At 59.0% G+C, this 13,107-nt stretch carries 16 protein-coding genes and 1 tRNA gene; 9 read left to right on the forward strand and 8 right to left on the reverse strand.

What is annotated here, in order from left to right:
- Positions 1–107: 107 nt before the first annotated feature.
- Positions 108–1,610: a serine/threonine-protein kinase gene (locus tag HBN63_RS12890; protein ID WP_170049685.1), complete on the reverse strand. Its 1,503-nt coding sequence runs from the start codon at positions 1,608–1,610 to the stop codon at positions 108–110.
- Positions 1,611–1,633: 23 nt separating this feature from the next.
- Complete coding sequence (locus HBN63_RS12895; protein WP_170049715.1) at positions 1,634–2,407, reverse strand: protein phosphatase 2C domain-containing protein; 774 nt, start codon at positions 2,405–2,407, stop codon at positions 1,634–1,636.
- Between the two features lie 280 nt (positions 2,408–2,687).
- Here HBN63_RS12895 and HBN63_RS21900 point away from each other — a divergent pair, with 280 nt between their 5' ends.
- The 6 genes from HBN63_RS21900 to HBN63_RS12920 all read left to right on the forward strand — a co-directional run bounded on the left by HBN63_RS21900 (position 2,688) and on the right by HBN63_RS12920 (position 6,352).
- Positions 2,688–2,819: a hypothetical protein gene (locus HBN63_RS21900; protein WP_256665405.1), complete on the forward strand. Its 132-nt coding sequence runs from the start codon at positions 2,688–2,690 to the stop codon at positions 2,817–2,819.
- Positions 2,820–2,886: 67 nt separating this feature from the next.
- On the forward strand, positions 2,887–3,321 hold the full coding sequence (locus tag HBN63_RS12900) for a GNAT family N-acetyltransferase (protein ID WP_170049686.1): 435 nt from the start codon (positions 2,887–2,889) through the stop codon (positions 3,319–3,321).
- 129 nt (positions 3,322–3,450) lie between these two features.
- Positions 3,451–4,488, forward strand: a complete 1,038-nt coding sequence (locus HBN63_RS12905) for a GGDEF domain-containing protein (protein ID WP_170049687.1) — start codon at positions 3,451–3,453, stop codon at positions 4,486–4,488.
- A 118-nt stretch (positions 4,489–4,606) separates the two neighbouring features.
- A complete protein-coding gene (msrB, locus tag HBN63_RS12910) occupies positions 4,607–5,122 on the forward strand; it encodes a peptide-methionine (R)-S-oxide reductase MsrB (protein WP_170049688.1) in 516 nt (171 codons plus the stop codon).
- A gap of 2 nt (positions 5,123–5,124) precedes the next feature.
- Positions 5,125–5,793 (forward strand): peptide-methionine (S)-S-oxide reductase MsrA, encoded by a 669-nt coding sequence (msrA, locus tag HBN63_RS12915; protein WP_170049689.1) that lies wholly within the window; start codon positions 5,125–5,127, stop codon positions 5,791–5,793.
- Between the two features lie 121 nt (positions 5,794–5,914).
- Positions 5,915–6,352, forward strand: coding sequence for an ABA4-like family protein (locus HBN63_RS12920; protein WP_160085184.1), 438 nt, complete (start codon positions 5,915–5,917; stop codon positions 6,350–6,352).
- A 144-nt stretch (positions 6,353–6,496) separates the two neighbouring features.
- Here the strand turns inward: HBN63_RS12920 and HBN63_RS12925 are convergent, their stop codons facing one another.
- The gene (locus HBN63_RS12925) at positions 6,497–6,832 is read right to left on the reverse strand and encodes a hypothetical protein (RefSeq protein WP_244152828.1); all 336 of its coding nucleotides are present in this window, start codon (positions 6,830–6,832) and stop codon (positions 6,497–6,499) included.
- 360 nt (positions 6,833–7,192) lie between these two features.
- Between HBN63_RS12925 and HBN63_RS12930 the strand changes: the two genes are divergently transcribed.
- Positions 7,193–7,651, forward strand: coding sequence for a thermonuclease family protein (locus HBN63_RS12930; protein ID WP_345940484.1), 459 nt, complete (start codon positions 7,193–7,195; stop codon positions 7,649–7,651).
- Between the two features lie 14 nt (positions 7,652–7,665).
- Here the strand turns inward: HBN63_RS12930 and HBN63_RS12935 are convergent.
- Both HBN63_RS12935 and HBN63_RS12940 read right to left on the reverse strand, forming a co-directional pair.
- A tRNA-Thr gene (locus tag HBN63_RS12935) sits at positions 7,666–7,741 on the reverse strand.
- A 115-nt stretch (positions 7,742–7,856) separates the two neighbouring features.
- Positions 7,857–8,699 carry a S1-like domain-containing RNA-binding protein gene (locus HBN63_RS12940; RefSeq protein ID WP_170049691.1) on the reverse strand — a complete coding sequence of 281 codons (843 nt, stop codon included), beginning with the start codon at positions 8,697–8,699 and terminating at the stop codon, positions 7,857–7,859.
- A gap of 312 nt (positions 8,700–9,011) precedes the next feature.
- On the opposite strand from HBN63_RS12940, the gene HBN63_RS12945 reads away from it, so the two are divergent.
- Positions 9,012–9,200 carry a hypothetical protein gene (locus HBN63_RS12945; RefSeq protein WP_169852821.1) on the forward strand — a complete coding sequence of 63 codons (189 nt, stop codon included), beginning with the start codon at positions 9,012–9,014 and terminating at the stop codon, positions 9,198–9,200.
- 229 nt (positions 9,201–9,429) lie between these two features.
- Positions 9,430–11,655 (forward strand): LTA synthase family protein, encoded by a 2,226-nt coding sequence (locus HBN63_RS12950; protein WP_345940485.1) that lies wholly within the window; start codon positions 9,430–9,432, stop codon positions 11,653–11,655.
- Between the two features lie 33 nt (positions 11,656–11,688).
- On the opposite strand, the gene HBN63_RS21905 is transcribed toward HBN63_RS12950, so the two are convergent.
- From HBN63_RS21905 to HBN63_RS12960, 3 genes are all read right to left on the reverse strand, one after another.
- The gene (locus HBN63_RS21905) at positions 11,689–12,036 is read right to left on the reverse strand and encodes a transporter substrate-binding domain-containing protein (RefSeq protein ID WP_262498952.1); all 348 of its coding nucleotides are present in this window, start codon (positions 12,034–12,036) and stop codon (positions 11,689–11,691) included.
- Positions 12,002–12,466 carry a transporter substrate-binding domain-containing protein gene (locus tag HBN63_RS21910; protein WP_262498953.1) on the reverse strand — a complete coding sequence of 155 codons (465 nt, stop codon included), beginning with the start codon at positions 12,464–12,466 and terminating at the stop codon, positions 12,002–12,004. Before HBN63_RS21910 ends, HBN63_RS21905 begins: the two co-directional genes overlap by 35 nt.
- 127 nt (positions 12,467–12,593) lie before the next feature.
- Positions 12,594–12,986 carry a transcriptional regulator gene (locus HBN63_RS12960; protein WP_090248483.1) on the reverse strand — a complete coding sequence of 131 codons (393 nt, stop codon included), beginning with the start codon at positions 12,984–12,986 and terminating at the stop codon, positions 12,594–12,596.
- Positions 12,987–13,107: the final 121 nt, after the last annotated feature.

Consider the following 13,107-nt stretch of genomic DNA (forward strand, 5'->3'; position numbering starts at 1 on the left):
AACAACCAGCTATAACCCGTCGTACCTGGGCATTCATATGCGGCACGGTGGACGAGGCGCGCATGCTGCCTGCCAATCTAGCCGGTAGCAATATGCCAGCATAAAACTTAATCGAATAGGTTGTTCCATAACCGCTTGACGGGGTTTACCGCTGCCGGCTGTTCCGCAGCTGCCGGCCGGCGCCGCGGCGTTTGGGCCAGTCGTACGCGCTGCTCATGACCATCGAGCAACTGCAATAACTGCTCGTTAGCCGGCTCTACTTCCAGGCCCTGCTGCACCAGCGCCAAGGCCAGGGCAAACTCGCGGCGCTTGTAGGCACCCTCACTTTGCTCGATATAGCGCTGCGCCACGCGGTTGATTCCGGCCAGGGCCAGCAGATTATCGGGCTCCCAGGCCAACACCTGACGGAAGTAGTAAGTCGCACTGTCATCCTCAGGCAGCAGCAACTGCTGATCAGCCAGACGCTGCTCAGCCAACGCCAAGTACTGGTTGATCCGCGCCTGCAGCACCCGCGCCAGGCCATCCAGAGCTTCCGGGTTATCCGCATCCAGCGCCAGCACCTGGCGGAACAGGTAATCGGCGTTGTCCTGCGGCGGTTCCAGCAGGCTGCCGTTCTGCAGGCGCAGCTCGGCACGCGCCAGGTAGTCGCTGATCTGTTTTTGCTGATACAGGTAATAACCGCCGCTGGCAGCACCGGCCAGCAACACGATGCCGGCCAGCAGCGAGACCCACAGCGTACTGCGCGCAGTTTCGCGTCTGGCCGGTTTGCTCAGGCTCAGCGCTGGGGCGATGCGCGTGCTGTCCGGGTCATCGCGGGTCAGCTCATCAAGGCTCGCCAGCAGCACCTTGCAGTCGGCAAAACGCTCATCTGGGTCTTTTGCCAGCATGCGTTCGAGCAACCACTGGTAGTTCTGCAAATGCGCCGGCAGTTGCGGCACGTCCATTTGCAGGTGGTTCATCACGGTCTGGGTGTAGTTGGCGGCGCGGTAGGGATTATTGCCCGTGAGCATCTCCAGCAGGATCACCCCCAAGCTGTAGATATCACTGCGCGCATCCAGTGCCTGGCACTGCGCCTGTTCGGGGCTGCTGTAGGACGGGCTGCCGACGGCGATGCCGAACTGGGTAAGGTCATGGTCCAGCTCGACTTCCTTGGCCACGCCAAAGTCGGTGATCACCGCCGTGCCGTCGCTGCGAAAGAGGATGTTGGCCGGTTTGATATCGCGGTGTACCAGGCCTTTGTCATGCACCACCGCCAGGCCGCTGGCCACCTGCTGCACGATACGCAGCGCGCGCGGCAGGTCGAACACCTCGCCCTTGTGCTGCGCCAGATCGCCACCCGGGACGAACTCCATAGTCAGGTAGTGGCGACCATCGGCGAGCTGGTCGATGTCATAGATGGTGATGATCGAGGGGTGATGCAGGGACGCCACGATGTGGCCTTCCTTGAGAAAGCGCTGACTGAACGCCTGATCATCCGCGCTCAGCAGCACCTTGATCGCCACCTTGCGCTGCAGGGACGCCTGCGTGGCCAGGTACACCTCGGCCATGCCGCCTTTACCCAGGCGACCATGCACCTGATAACCGGGGATTTCGAGCAATTGTTCAGTCATGGGGGTCAGTGCACACCGGCGAATTAGGGCTTGCGGGAGGTAAACAGACGGCTGAGCAAACCTCGCGGTTTGGCCTCGACGCTGGGCGTAGCCGCATCACGGCCGAGTACGATACAGGAGATATTATCCTTGCCGCCCAGTTGGTTGGCCTGCGCCAGCAGCTGTTCTACCAGCTCATCGAGGGTCTGAGCGTTACTGCAAAGCTGCTGGATCTGCGCGTCTTCCAACTCGCCAGTCAGGCCGTCGCTGCACAGCAGCAGCAACTCATGCTCACCGAGCGAGCCTTGCAACATGCCGACTTCCAGCGGCTGATCATCACGGCCCAGGCACTGCAGAATGACATTGCGCTGCGGATGGCTACGCGCCGCCTCGGCGCTCATCTGTCCGGCATCGATCATCGTTTGCACCCAGCTGTGATCGCGAGTCAGACGCTCGATCTTCCCGGCGCTGACCCGATAAGCGCGGCTATCACCGACCCAGGCAATGCTGAAGGCCGCGCCAGCAAAGTGCACCGCCACCAAGGTCGTGCCCATGCCGCGCTGCTCACCGGTACGCGCCACGCTGAGGATTTCGCGATTGGCCGCATGCACCGCCGTCACTAAGTCCTGGCCTTCGGCACAGGCCGCCTGCAGCGCTTGTAAGGCCAGGGCACTGGCCACTTCGCCGCATTGATGACCACCCATGCCGTCCGCAATCGCCCACAGATTCAGCTGTGGGCAACACAACAGAGCATCTTCATTGTGCCCACGCACCCGACCAGGCACGCTCTGGCCGGCATAAATCAGCGCTTGTTCCATCAATGTCTCGGCTAGGGGTTCAGACAGTCGCACAGCAAGCAGGCTGTACACGGCGTAATTAAGCCCATGATGCGGCGGCACGCTCAGGCTGTCACCGCCATCCACCGATTTTGCCGGTGAACTGTTAACCAGTCGAACCCTGTCCTGCATCCAGACGCCCAGATAACGCCTCAGCTATTCGCTCGGCATGGGCGTAGACTCCAAGTACCAGCCTCGCCTCACTGCGATGGGATGGCCCGCTCCAGAACATTCAACCACGACATTGTCAGAGGTGAAGATCATGAGCAAAGGTATGGATTCGAAGAAACAAGTGAAGAAAAAGCCGCTGAAAACCGCCAGCGAAAAGCGTACGGACAAGAAAGACAAGCAAGGTGCGAAAACCCTGCTCGGCAGCCACGCCGCCAACGCCTGAAGCACCGTCTGAGGCAAGCATCGCGCTTGTGCTCAGGCATCCACTCACCGCCGCAACAGTACCTGCAATGCACTACCGCCAACTCCCCGCCTCGCTCAAGCCACTGGCTGACAAGTTCTACCGCAATCAACGATCAGCCATGCGCGCCGCAGCCGGCGCCCAGCTCTGGGTAGCTGAAGACCGGGATATCCTCGCGGCGCTGTGCCTGCACCCGGTCGCGCATGGGCATTGGCTGACCAGCCTGCTGGTCGATAGCGCTCGGCAGAGGCAAGGCATCGCGCGCAAGTTGATCGAGACTGCGTTGCTCGATTGCCCGGCACCGGTCTGGCTGTTCTGCCACCCGCAGCTCAGCGACTTCTACCTGCGCCTGGGCTTTGCCCCCTGCACCGACCTGCCTCAGCCGTTGGCTGAACGCCTGAGGCGCTATCAGCGCAGCAAAAACCTGCTGGCATTTGTGCGCGTGCCGAGCTCGAGCCTTACCGCTCAAGGGCTGGAACCTTAGTACCAGATAAACCAACACCATTCGGCAGATAGTGGCCCATGCTGGCACGTTGCAGAATTTTACTATTGCCATCGCCAGGGCAAGCTCTGCATGCTTAGCTCATAACAACGACAACAGTGGCCTTTAACTATGCAGATATCGCGGTTGCTCAGGCGCCTGCGTAGCGACTTCCAGTTGTCCATCATCACGCTGATGGGCCTGTTTGGCGTGATTGGCATTAGCCCCTATGCCGTCTACCGGCTAGCGACCGGCAACTACCTGGTAGGCTCCTCCGACACCGTGATCGTTGTCTCCACAGTGATGGCGGTGATCTATGCCTGGCGCACCGGTGACACGATCAAACCCGGCATCTACCTGGCCACCATCTTCTCCGCCGGTGCAACGCTGATCGCCATCAACCTGGGTGTAAACGGCCTGTTCTGGATTTACCCGCTGATCATGTTCAATTTCTTTATGGTGTCGCCGGCCAAGGCCTTGTTGGCCACCACCCTGGTGCTCACCACGCTGGTCGGTTACGGCCAACTTAAACCCGGCTCGGTATTCGAAAGCGACTACCAGATGGTGTCATTTCTGGTCACCAGCATGATGGCCAGCATCCTCAGTTTCGTCTTTGCCTACCGCACCAGCACCCAGCGCGATCAACTCCAGCAACTGGCCATCCATGACCCGCTGACCGGCGCCCGTAATCGCCGAGCGATGAATGAAGAACTGAAGATCGCCGCCTCCATTTACCGCCGCCACGGCAACAGCTACGGCGTCTTGGTGATGGACCTGGATCATTTCAAACGGATCAATGACAACCATGGCCACCATGCCGGCGACCAGGTGCTGGTGGACTTTGTCGAACTGATCAAAAGCTCATCGCGCAAGGAAGACCGACTGTTCCGCTTCGGCGGCGAGGAATTCCTCCTCCTGCTGCCCAACACCGAACGCGAAGGCTTACTGGCCGCCGCGCAACACCTGCAGCAGCAAGTGGCGCAGCACCTGCGCGGGCCCAGCGGTGCGGTGACCATGTCAGTAGGCGGGGCCATCTTGCGCCGCGACGAACACTGGGAAAGCCTGCTGCAGCGCGCCGACGAACGCCTCTATCGCGCCAAGAATGCCGGCCGTAACTGCATCGTCATCGATGATGGCGTGGACAAAACCAGCAGCCTACCCATCGCCTGATCCCTCGATTTATCTTTATTTACAACTTGCGCGGAAAAATTCTCGCGCCCGGCGAGCAAGGCTGTAACAACTCGGCTTTGTCTCTGTCTATTGGCCACACTTCATACAGAGCACTGCCATGAAAAGACGCTCCCTGCTCAAGGGGATGGCACTCTTGCCAGCCCTGCCCTTGCTCAGTCACGCCCCACTTAGCCTGGCAGAAGCTGTTGCCAGTAGCGTGACGTCTCTGAATAAACCCCACAGCGACTGGCGGGATCTACTGACGCCTGAAGCCTATGCCGTGCTCTTCGAAGAGGACACCGAAGCGCCTGGCAGCAGCCCGTTAAATCAGGAAAAACGCGATGGCACCTACCTGTGCGCCGCCTGCTACCTGCCGCTGTTCGCCAGCCAGGACAAATATGAAAGCGGCACCGGCTGGCCCAGTTTTACCCAGCCGATTGCCGGCCATATGGGTACCAAGCGCGACTTCAAGCTGTTCTTCCCGCGTACCGAATACCATTGCGCGCGCTGCGGCGGGCACCAGGGTCATGTCTTCGACGACGGCCCGAAGCCGCGCGGCGAACGCTGGTGCAACAACGGTGTGGCCTTGCGCTTTATCCCGCAAGGCGAAGCCTTACCTGAGCTGCGGAGCTGAACATGACTGCTATCACCTACACCTGGCGCCGCCGTCTGCTGGCCAGCAGCATCCTCGTTTTGGGCGGCCTGCTGGCCGCTTGTGAACCCACAGCTGCGCAAGCGCCGCAGCCGCAGCCCAAAACCGCAACGCCGATGGTGGAAAACCCCGGCGTGGCAATCTTCGCCGGCGGCTGTTTCTGGTGCACCGAGTCAGACTTCGACAAAGTGCCCGGCGTGATTGACACCACCTCCGGCTACATCGGCGGGCATGTCGACAACCCCACTTATGAGCAGGTCTCTGCCGGCACTAGCGGGCATATCGAAGCGGTGCGCGTTCGCTTTGACCCTAGCAAGACCAGCTACGCCAAGCTGCTTGAAGCCTACTGGCCCACCATCGACCCGGTGACCGCCAACGCCCAGTTCTGCGACCGCGGCCCGCAATACCGCAGCGCGATCTTCTACAGCAGCGCCGAAGAGCAGCAACTGGCCGAAACCTCCAAAGCCACTTTGGATAAATCCGGGCGTTTGCCGGCCCCGGTGGTCACGGAAATCCTCGCCGCCAGCACCTTTTATCCAGCCGAGGACTATCACCAGGACTATTACCAACGTAACCCGCTGCGCTACAACTACTACCGCAACGGCTGCGGTCGCGATCAACGCTTGGAGCAACTCTGGGGCAAGAAGCAATAAACCGCGCCCATCGGCTGGCCCTCGTGTCCGCTGATGGTGCTGTATTCAGCCGCTGATACCAGGGTGCGGCAGTCGCCGCATCCGCTATGGTTGAGTTCACACCTTGCCCAATGAGCACGCCATGGCCCCGTTGAAACCCCTGTTCAAACTCACCTCGCTGATCGCTCTGTTCGGCTGGCTGATGCTGGTCTGCCTGCCATTCTGGCCCTATACCGATGAACTGGTACTGGGCCTCAGCGTGGTCCTGCTGGCCATCGTCTATAGCTGGCTGCTGTTTGTCGCCATGCGCCAGCGGCCTGAACCGGGTAGCGGCAGGCCCGGTTTCTTTAGCCTCGGCGGGGTGCTCTCACTGCTGCGACAACCCACAGCCGCACTGGCAGCCTGGATACATATTCTGGCGTTCGATCTGATGGTCGGGCTGTATATCCGCCACGAAGGCGCCATCGCCGGCATCAGCCACTGGGCACTGTTGCCCTGTTATGTGCTGACGCTAATGTTCGGCCCACTGGGCCTGCTGGCGTTTCTAGGCTTGCGCTGGGGCTTGGTGATGGCGGCCTGAGCTAGCAGGCCGTTGAGAATGTTAGCGAGGCAGTCGAGACAAGGCGAAAACAGGCGAGGAAGCGGAGTTTACGAGCTGTAAATGAGCATTCCGAGCCTGTTTTCAACGCAGTATCGGCAACGTAGGTAATTCTTCAACGGCCTGCTAGCGGCTGCGCTCATAGTATTCAGTGCTCTGCCCTGGATACTGCTGCACCCGGTAGCCATTCGGGTACTCAATCGTTTGCTTGATCGTTCCGCGGTTTTCTATCGACTGGCTGCCGTAACGCTGCTCATGGCGCTGCAGGCCATCGGGTAGACGCTGCCCGCCATAGAGGTTATGGCTTTCGATGGTCTGCGAGCTGCCGATGCTGCCGCTGGCACCGGGGCTGATATAGGTCTTCGGAATGACCCGCAACGTCTGCGGCGCCTGCTGCTCGGCATACAGCGGCGTTACCAACAGCAGCCCGACCAGGCTGATCGCATATCGACACATCGTCATCACAACCTCTGCGCCATCGGCGCGTAACGAACCTGATGGTTTGGCAACAGCAACCCACCTGCGGTTCCGACCTGTGGTCCACCTTGGCAGACTTGAGCCGTAAAACTGCTCAAATATTGAGCAATCATCCGCGAATCGCAGAAAAGCACAAGCCCCACACTAGCCGATGCAGAAAGCCCTTGGATAAAGCTGGCATGCTGTTTCGCGATGCCCGTCCCGCTAAATCCGCCAAGCATTTATTAGTATCACCGACTACGTCTTCACTTGAGCAACACGCCCCAGATGACCTTTCGCATCGTTCTACTGTTTCTTATCAGCCTGCCCAATCTGGCACTTGCTGATCCCTTCAGCTGCAGGGCAGTGGCCATCAGCGACGGCGATACGTTCAGCTGCCAGACCACCGAGAATAAACGGTTGCGGGTTCGCCTCGCAGAAATTGACGCACCAGAAAGAAAGCAACCCTATGGCGCCGAAGCCAAGCAGGCGTTGTCAGCTTTGGTGCTGGAGAAACAGGTCGTCCTGCAGGTCAACGAGGTGGATCGCTACGGCATCACACGGGCTCGCGCCTATGTCGGTGGCACTGACGTGAACTACACACTGGTCGCGCAAGGCGCTGCCTGGGCCTATACCACGCAGCTGAAAGACCACCGACTCAAAGATGCCGAAACCCTGGCCAGAAACATGGGTAAAGGCCTCTGGCAGCTGCCCGCCGAAGACATCGTCGCGCCCTGGGACTGGCGCTACGCCGGCAGAATTGCCGCGCCGCAAAAAACCAAACCCAGTCGAACTGCATCGTTCTCTCAGTTCGGTGGCGGCTAGAACATTGGGGTTGATGGTGCCGGAGACAGGAATCGAACCTGCGACCTTCGCGTTACGAGTGCGCTGCTCTACCGACTGAGCTACACCGGCAAGATATTGCTTAAGTCGCGCACACTAGCTGCAACGCGACTCAAGCTGTCATCCCAAGCCTAGCTGACGGCCGTACACCTCACGGACTTTGCGCTGCTGTGAAGTGTAACGGCGGTTACTTGCTCGGCAGTTCGATACGGTCTTCGTGGATCACGATGCGACCCTGTTTGTACAAGCCGCCGATGGCTTTCTTGAAGTTGCCCTTGCTGACGCGAAACAACCCAGCAATTTCTTCAGGCGAGCTTTTGTCATTCACCTTGAGTACGCCATCGTGCTCGCGCAACTTGGCCAGAATCTGCTCGCCCAGGCTGCTGGCCGCTTCCTGACCAACCGGTTGCAGGCTCAGGCTGATTTTGCCGTCGGCGCGCACTTCCTTGATAAAGCCTTTTTCCTGCATGCCGCTGCGCACAAACTTGAACAGCTCATTCTTGTGGATCAGGCCCCAGTGCTTGCCATTGATAATGGCTTTGAAGCCCATATCGGTGGATTCGGCCACCAACAGATCAACTTCCTGGCCCGCCGTATAGTTGGCTGGCACGTTATCCAAGTAACGATCCAGACGTGCGGTAGCGGTGATGCGCTTGCTGCGTTTATCGAGGAATACATGCACCACGCAGTAATCACCAATCTGCAACGGGCGCTTTTCTTCGGAGTGCGGTAACAATAAATCTTTCGGCAAACCCCAATTCAGGAATAAGCCCACGCGATTTATATCCACAACTTTCAAACTGGCGAATTCACCCACCTGAACTTTTGGTTTTTCTGTGGTGGCAATTAATTTGTCTTCGCTGTCCAAGTAAATGAAGACGTTTAACCAGTCTTCCACTTCGCTTGGGGTGTCGCTCGGGATATAACGCTTAGGCAATAGAATTTCGCCATCCGCACCGCCATCCAGATACAGGCCGAAGTCGGTGTGCTTCACGACCTGCAAACTATTCATTCGTCCAATTACAGCCATGATGCCCTACCCTCATTACCAGGCCGGCATTCTAGCCGACTCGCCTCTGAATTTCTCGGCCTACCGGCCATCGCACAGCGCCAGCCTGATGACCTGCGGAGCAATCCGACCGATGGCCTAGATCGCAAGACGCTGCCTCAATACGAATTATCTATTCTTATTAAAACAATCACTTACTGGCATATCCGCTAATTACCCGGGCTATTTACAGAATAATCTCTCTGCATATCGCTACATCCGAGCTTTATTTATCAAGCAATTGTCAAGCATTTCGAGTATTATGCGCGGCCAAATTAATTTTTGAGTAGGTTAATGGCCGTCATGCGCGTAAAAGCATCCAACAGCAAACCCAAGCCGGCTCCAGCCGTGGAAACCAGCGCCTCGATCGACGCACAGATCGAAGCCTTCCTGAAATCCGGCGGGGAAATTCAGCAAATTGCCAAAGGCGTCAGCGGCCAGGTGTACGGCACCACCAAGCAGATCACCATCGGTAAAAAGTAACGCTTTCTGGCCATGCAGCGCTTTGCTCGCAATGACAAGGCGCTGGCCAGTGCATAACCCCCTCCGCTTCCAAGCCCCCTTCCTCAGTCCGACATCAGTTGTTTCACCCTTTTACGCTCCGCCCACTGGCGCTTAGCACAACCTTGTTTCAGAATCATGTCAGCCCGCATCTTGCGGCTGATTTCGGCATTGCCGCTGCTGAACGATGGCAATCGCCCCAGGAGTACCCGTGCGCGTTACCTGCAATTGGCTGCGACACCCTTCCAGCACCCTGCTTACCCTCGGTTTGTTATTACTCGCCCTACCGTTGCTCAGCCGCCACGCACTGGGCTGGTCGCACGCCTATGGCTATCTGTCTGACCTGGCAATCGGCAGTCTGCTGCTGGTTGTTCTGCACCAACGCTCCTGGCTGCTGAGCATTCCTCTGCTGCTGACCTGGTGCATCTTTACCCTGAGCACCGCCGAGCTGGTCAATGCGGTGGGGCGCATGCCGGAACCGGCCGACCTGCAGTACTTGGGCGATGCGCAGTTCGTCAGCCATTCGACCCAGGGCAGCGGCTTAAGCCAGCCGCTATTGGCTATAGCCATGGCCGTGCTGGTGGCGCTTTACCTGGGCCTGCGCAGCTTGCAGATACCACGCCGCGCCGCGCCGTTTGCACGCACCTGGCTGCTGCTACCGCTGGCACTGTTTGCCGTGCACAGCGTCGGCCAGCAATTCAAACCCAGCGAAGCCGACCAATGGTTGCAGTTCAACCTGCCGCACAAGCTGCTGGCAGAAAGCACCAATAGCAGCCAGCAATATCTGGCCGACCGGCTAGCGGGTGATGAGCCCAGCAGCCCGCCCGATATCAGCGGCCTGAACCAACTCGACCTGAACGGCACGCCGCTGCTCAAGCAGGCCGGCAGCGCTCGCAACGTCCTGATCATTACCCTGGAAGGTGTAACCGGCGCCTATCTGCAAGCCAGCCGCCAGGCCATCGGCAGCAGCTACGCGCAAGACCCGATGCCACGTTTGAGCCAGTGGGCTGAGCGCGGCATGCTCACTACCGATTACGTGCTGCATAACCATCAAACCATCCGCGGGCTCTACGCCATGCTTTGCGGTGATTACGAAAAACTCGACTCGGGCACGCCGAAGGGCGTTGAACTGCTCAACAACCCGGCGCGCAGCGAGCAATGCCTGCCCGCGCAATTGCGCGAACGCGGCCTCAGCACGCACTTCCTGCAAGGTGCCGGGCTGCGCTTTATGGCCAAAGACCAGATCATGCCGCAGATGGGTTTCGACAAGACCCTAGGCCGCGACTGGTTCAAGAACAAGCCCTATCTCGAATTCCCCTGGGGCATGGACGACAAGGCCTACTTCGAAGGTGCCCTGGGTTACGTGCAACAGCTGCGCAAGAAGCGCCAACCCTGGATGCTGACTCTGCTGACCGTGGGCACTCACCAGCCCTACTCCGCCCCGCAGGACTACCTGGACCGTCATCCCAACGCCAAACTGGCGGCGATTGCCTACCTGGATGATGCCGTCGCCGACTTCCTCGCGGCGCTGGAAAAACAGGGGGTGATGAAAGACACCCTGGTGATCGTCACCTCGGATGAATCCCACGGTCTGGAGAACGTACGCCTGGCTTCGGCCTGGGGCTTCAACCTGCTGCTGGCCCCCGAACAGGCGCAACTGCCGGCACTCAAGCAAGGCGTGTATGGTCATGTCGACCTGACCGCTTCGGTACTCGATTACTTCGCCTTCCCGGTGCCAGCCAATATTGCCGGTCGCTCATTGCTGCGCGACTACGCCACGGGCCGCGAGATCATCTCCTACACCAATGGCCTGCTGCGCCGGCATGACGGCCAGGGCACGCTGACCGAATGCGATTTCCAGAATGTCTGCCGGCGCTATGCCAGCCCTGGCTTTATTGCCGACAGCGCGCGCTACCTGGGCCGCTTCAGCGGCAAACCGGCACGCCTGATCAGCCAGCAAGCGGCACTGCTTGACCAATCCCTGAGCAACGGCGGCCAGGCCGAGCAGCGCTACCAGTTCGCCAACCAGCAGCCAATCAAGCTCAAACCCAGCGTCAGTGATGACTGGGCAGACAACCTGGTGGGCGCGCAGTACCTGACCTTGGGTGCAGCTACCCAGACCACCGTGACCCTGAAAATCCGCGCATTGCGCATGGATAAAAAGGGCGCCACGCTGCAATTGAAAACCAAGGAATACGACCGCAACGTCGACTTGGCGATCCCCGAGCTGCCGCTACTAACCCGTAACAAGCCCGTCGAAGTCAGCTTCACCTTCGACAACCCGCAAGCACGCAAGGCGTTCTCCTTCCACCTGCTGGGTCAGGGTCAGGGCGCTATCGAGATTGTCGATTTCAGCGTCAGCAGCACACCGCTGCAAACCGAGGAAGAACTGCTGGCCGCGCAAGAGGGCCTCGACGAGGTTGCACCTACGCAATAAACCGCTGAGGCACTGACGACCAACCAAGTGTCGTCAGTGCATAGCGTAGCGACGCTCGATAGTCGTGTACTCGCCACTTTCCCGAATCGTTGCCAAGCCCTGATTAAAGCGCTCGCAATGGGCCTGTTGGCGGCAACCCAGCTTGTAGTCGGTAGCCGCGAAAATCGGATACAGAGTCAGTGGCTGGGTCACATCGACCTGGGTGTACACCTCACGGTTGAAGTAACGCAGGATGCGCATGTCCGTCACCACCACATCCACTCGGCCGCTGTAGAGCATGCGGTTGCGGGCAATCTGAAACGCTTCCTCGCGATAGCGCGGATTGTTTTCGGCCATCGCCTGGTACTCACTGCCGAGCAGAAAGCGCGCGCTGAAAGGCATTTACCGAGTAGCCCACCAGGTCGCTGATGCGCTGGATATCCAGGTTTCGCGAGCGCAAGGCCACCGCGACATTCTGGTAGCGGATATAGGGCTCCGAATAAAAAATAGAACCGCCGCTGCGCTCATTGGTGGTGGCAATAACGTCGATCTGACCCTTGCTCAGCATGAGGTTCAAGCGCTCCATCGGCGCATAGTACGCCATCGGCTCCAGCCCGCCGCGCTGCGCGGCAGTCATCACGATGTCGTACTCCAGGCCACTGGCCTCACTCTCGAAGATATAAGGCGGTTTGTGCGTACCAAAGCCTACGCGCAAGGCTTGCGCCGAGACGCTAAGACTGCACGACAACAAACAACAGACCCACAACCACTTCATAGCGATACCCAAGTTGGACCAGAGCCCAGCATAGCCGGCTATGGCATGACTCTGCATTGCTCTATCGCTGAGATCGATTATTCCGAATCGGACATACGCCACGCATCAGCAGCTTTCAGTGCAAGACTGAAAGCCTAACTGCCCAGCCGTGCACTAGCGGCTGAGCACGCATTGCCAAACGTTGTTAAACGAGATTGGCTTTAGCCGCCGTATCGGCAAAAACCTCCGGCGATAACGCGGCCGGGCCCTGGTCGTCAAGCAACTCACGGGAATGCTCACCCCCAGGAATGCTGCTATCAATCATGCTGAGCAGTTGCAAGCCTCGTGGGGTCAGCACGAAATTCTCGCCGTTACCGCCCTCCTCTTCCGGCCGAGGTTCGATAAAGCCAGCGCCGAGCAACTGCGATTCGTACTCCGCCGCCAGTGCTTTCAACGCATCCAAGTTATCGGTGTGCTCACCTGCACGCTCAAGCTCCTGCGCGAGCTCCTCGGCATAAGCACGGGGCGCGAAGTTTTTACCGGCGGAACTTTGCACTTCATGCAGCAAGCGCTCGATAAGATCCCAGTTATAAGACATATCGCTCTCTCCCATTCGCGTTGCGCTCAACCCAGTGGCAAGCGCGAGGGCTGCATTGCACGCCGCCCTGTTAAGTTCCGACCCACCTCTGCCCGCTTAGGTTCGACCTGAACTTTCCCCA

Source organism: Pseudomonas sp. WS 5011 (assembly GCF_012985775.1).
GTDB lineage: Bacteria > Pseudomonadota > Gammaproteobacteria > Pseudomonadales > Pseudomonadaceae > Aquipseudomonas > Aquipseudomonas peli.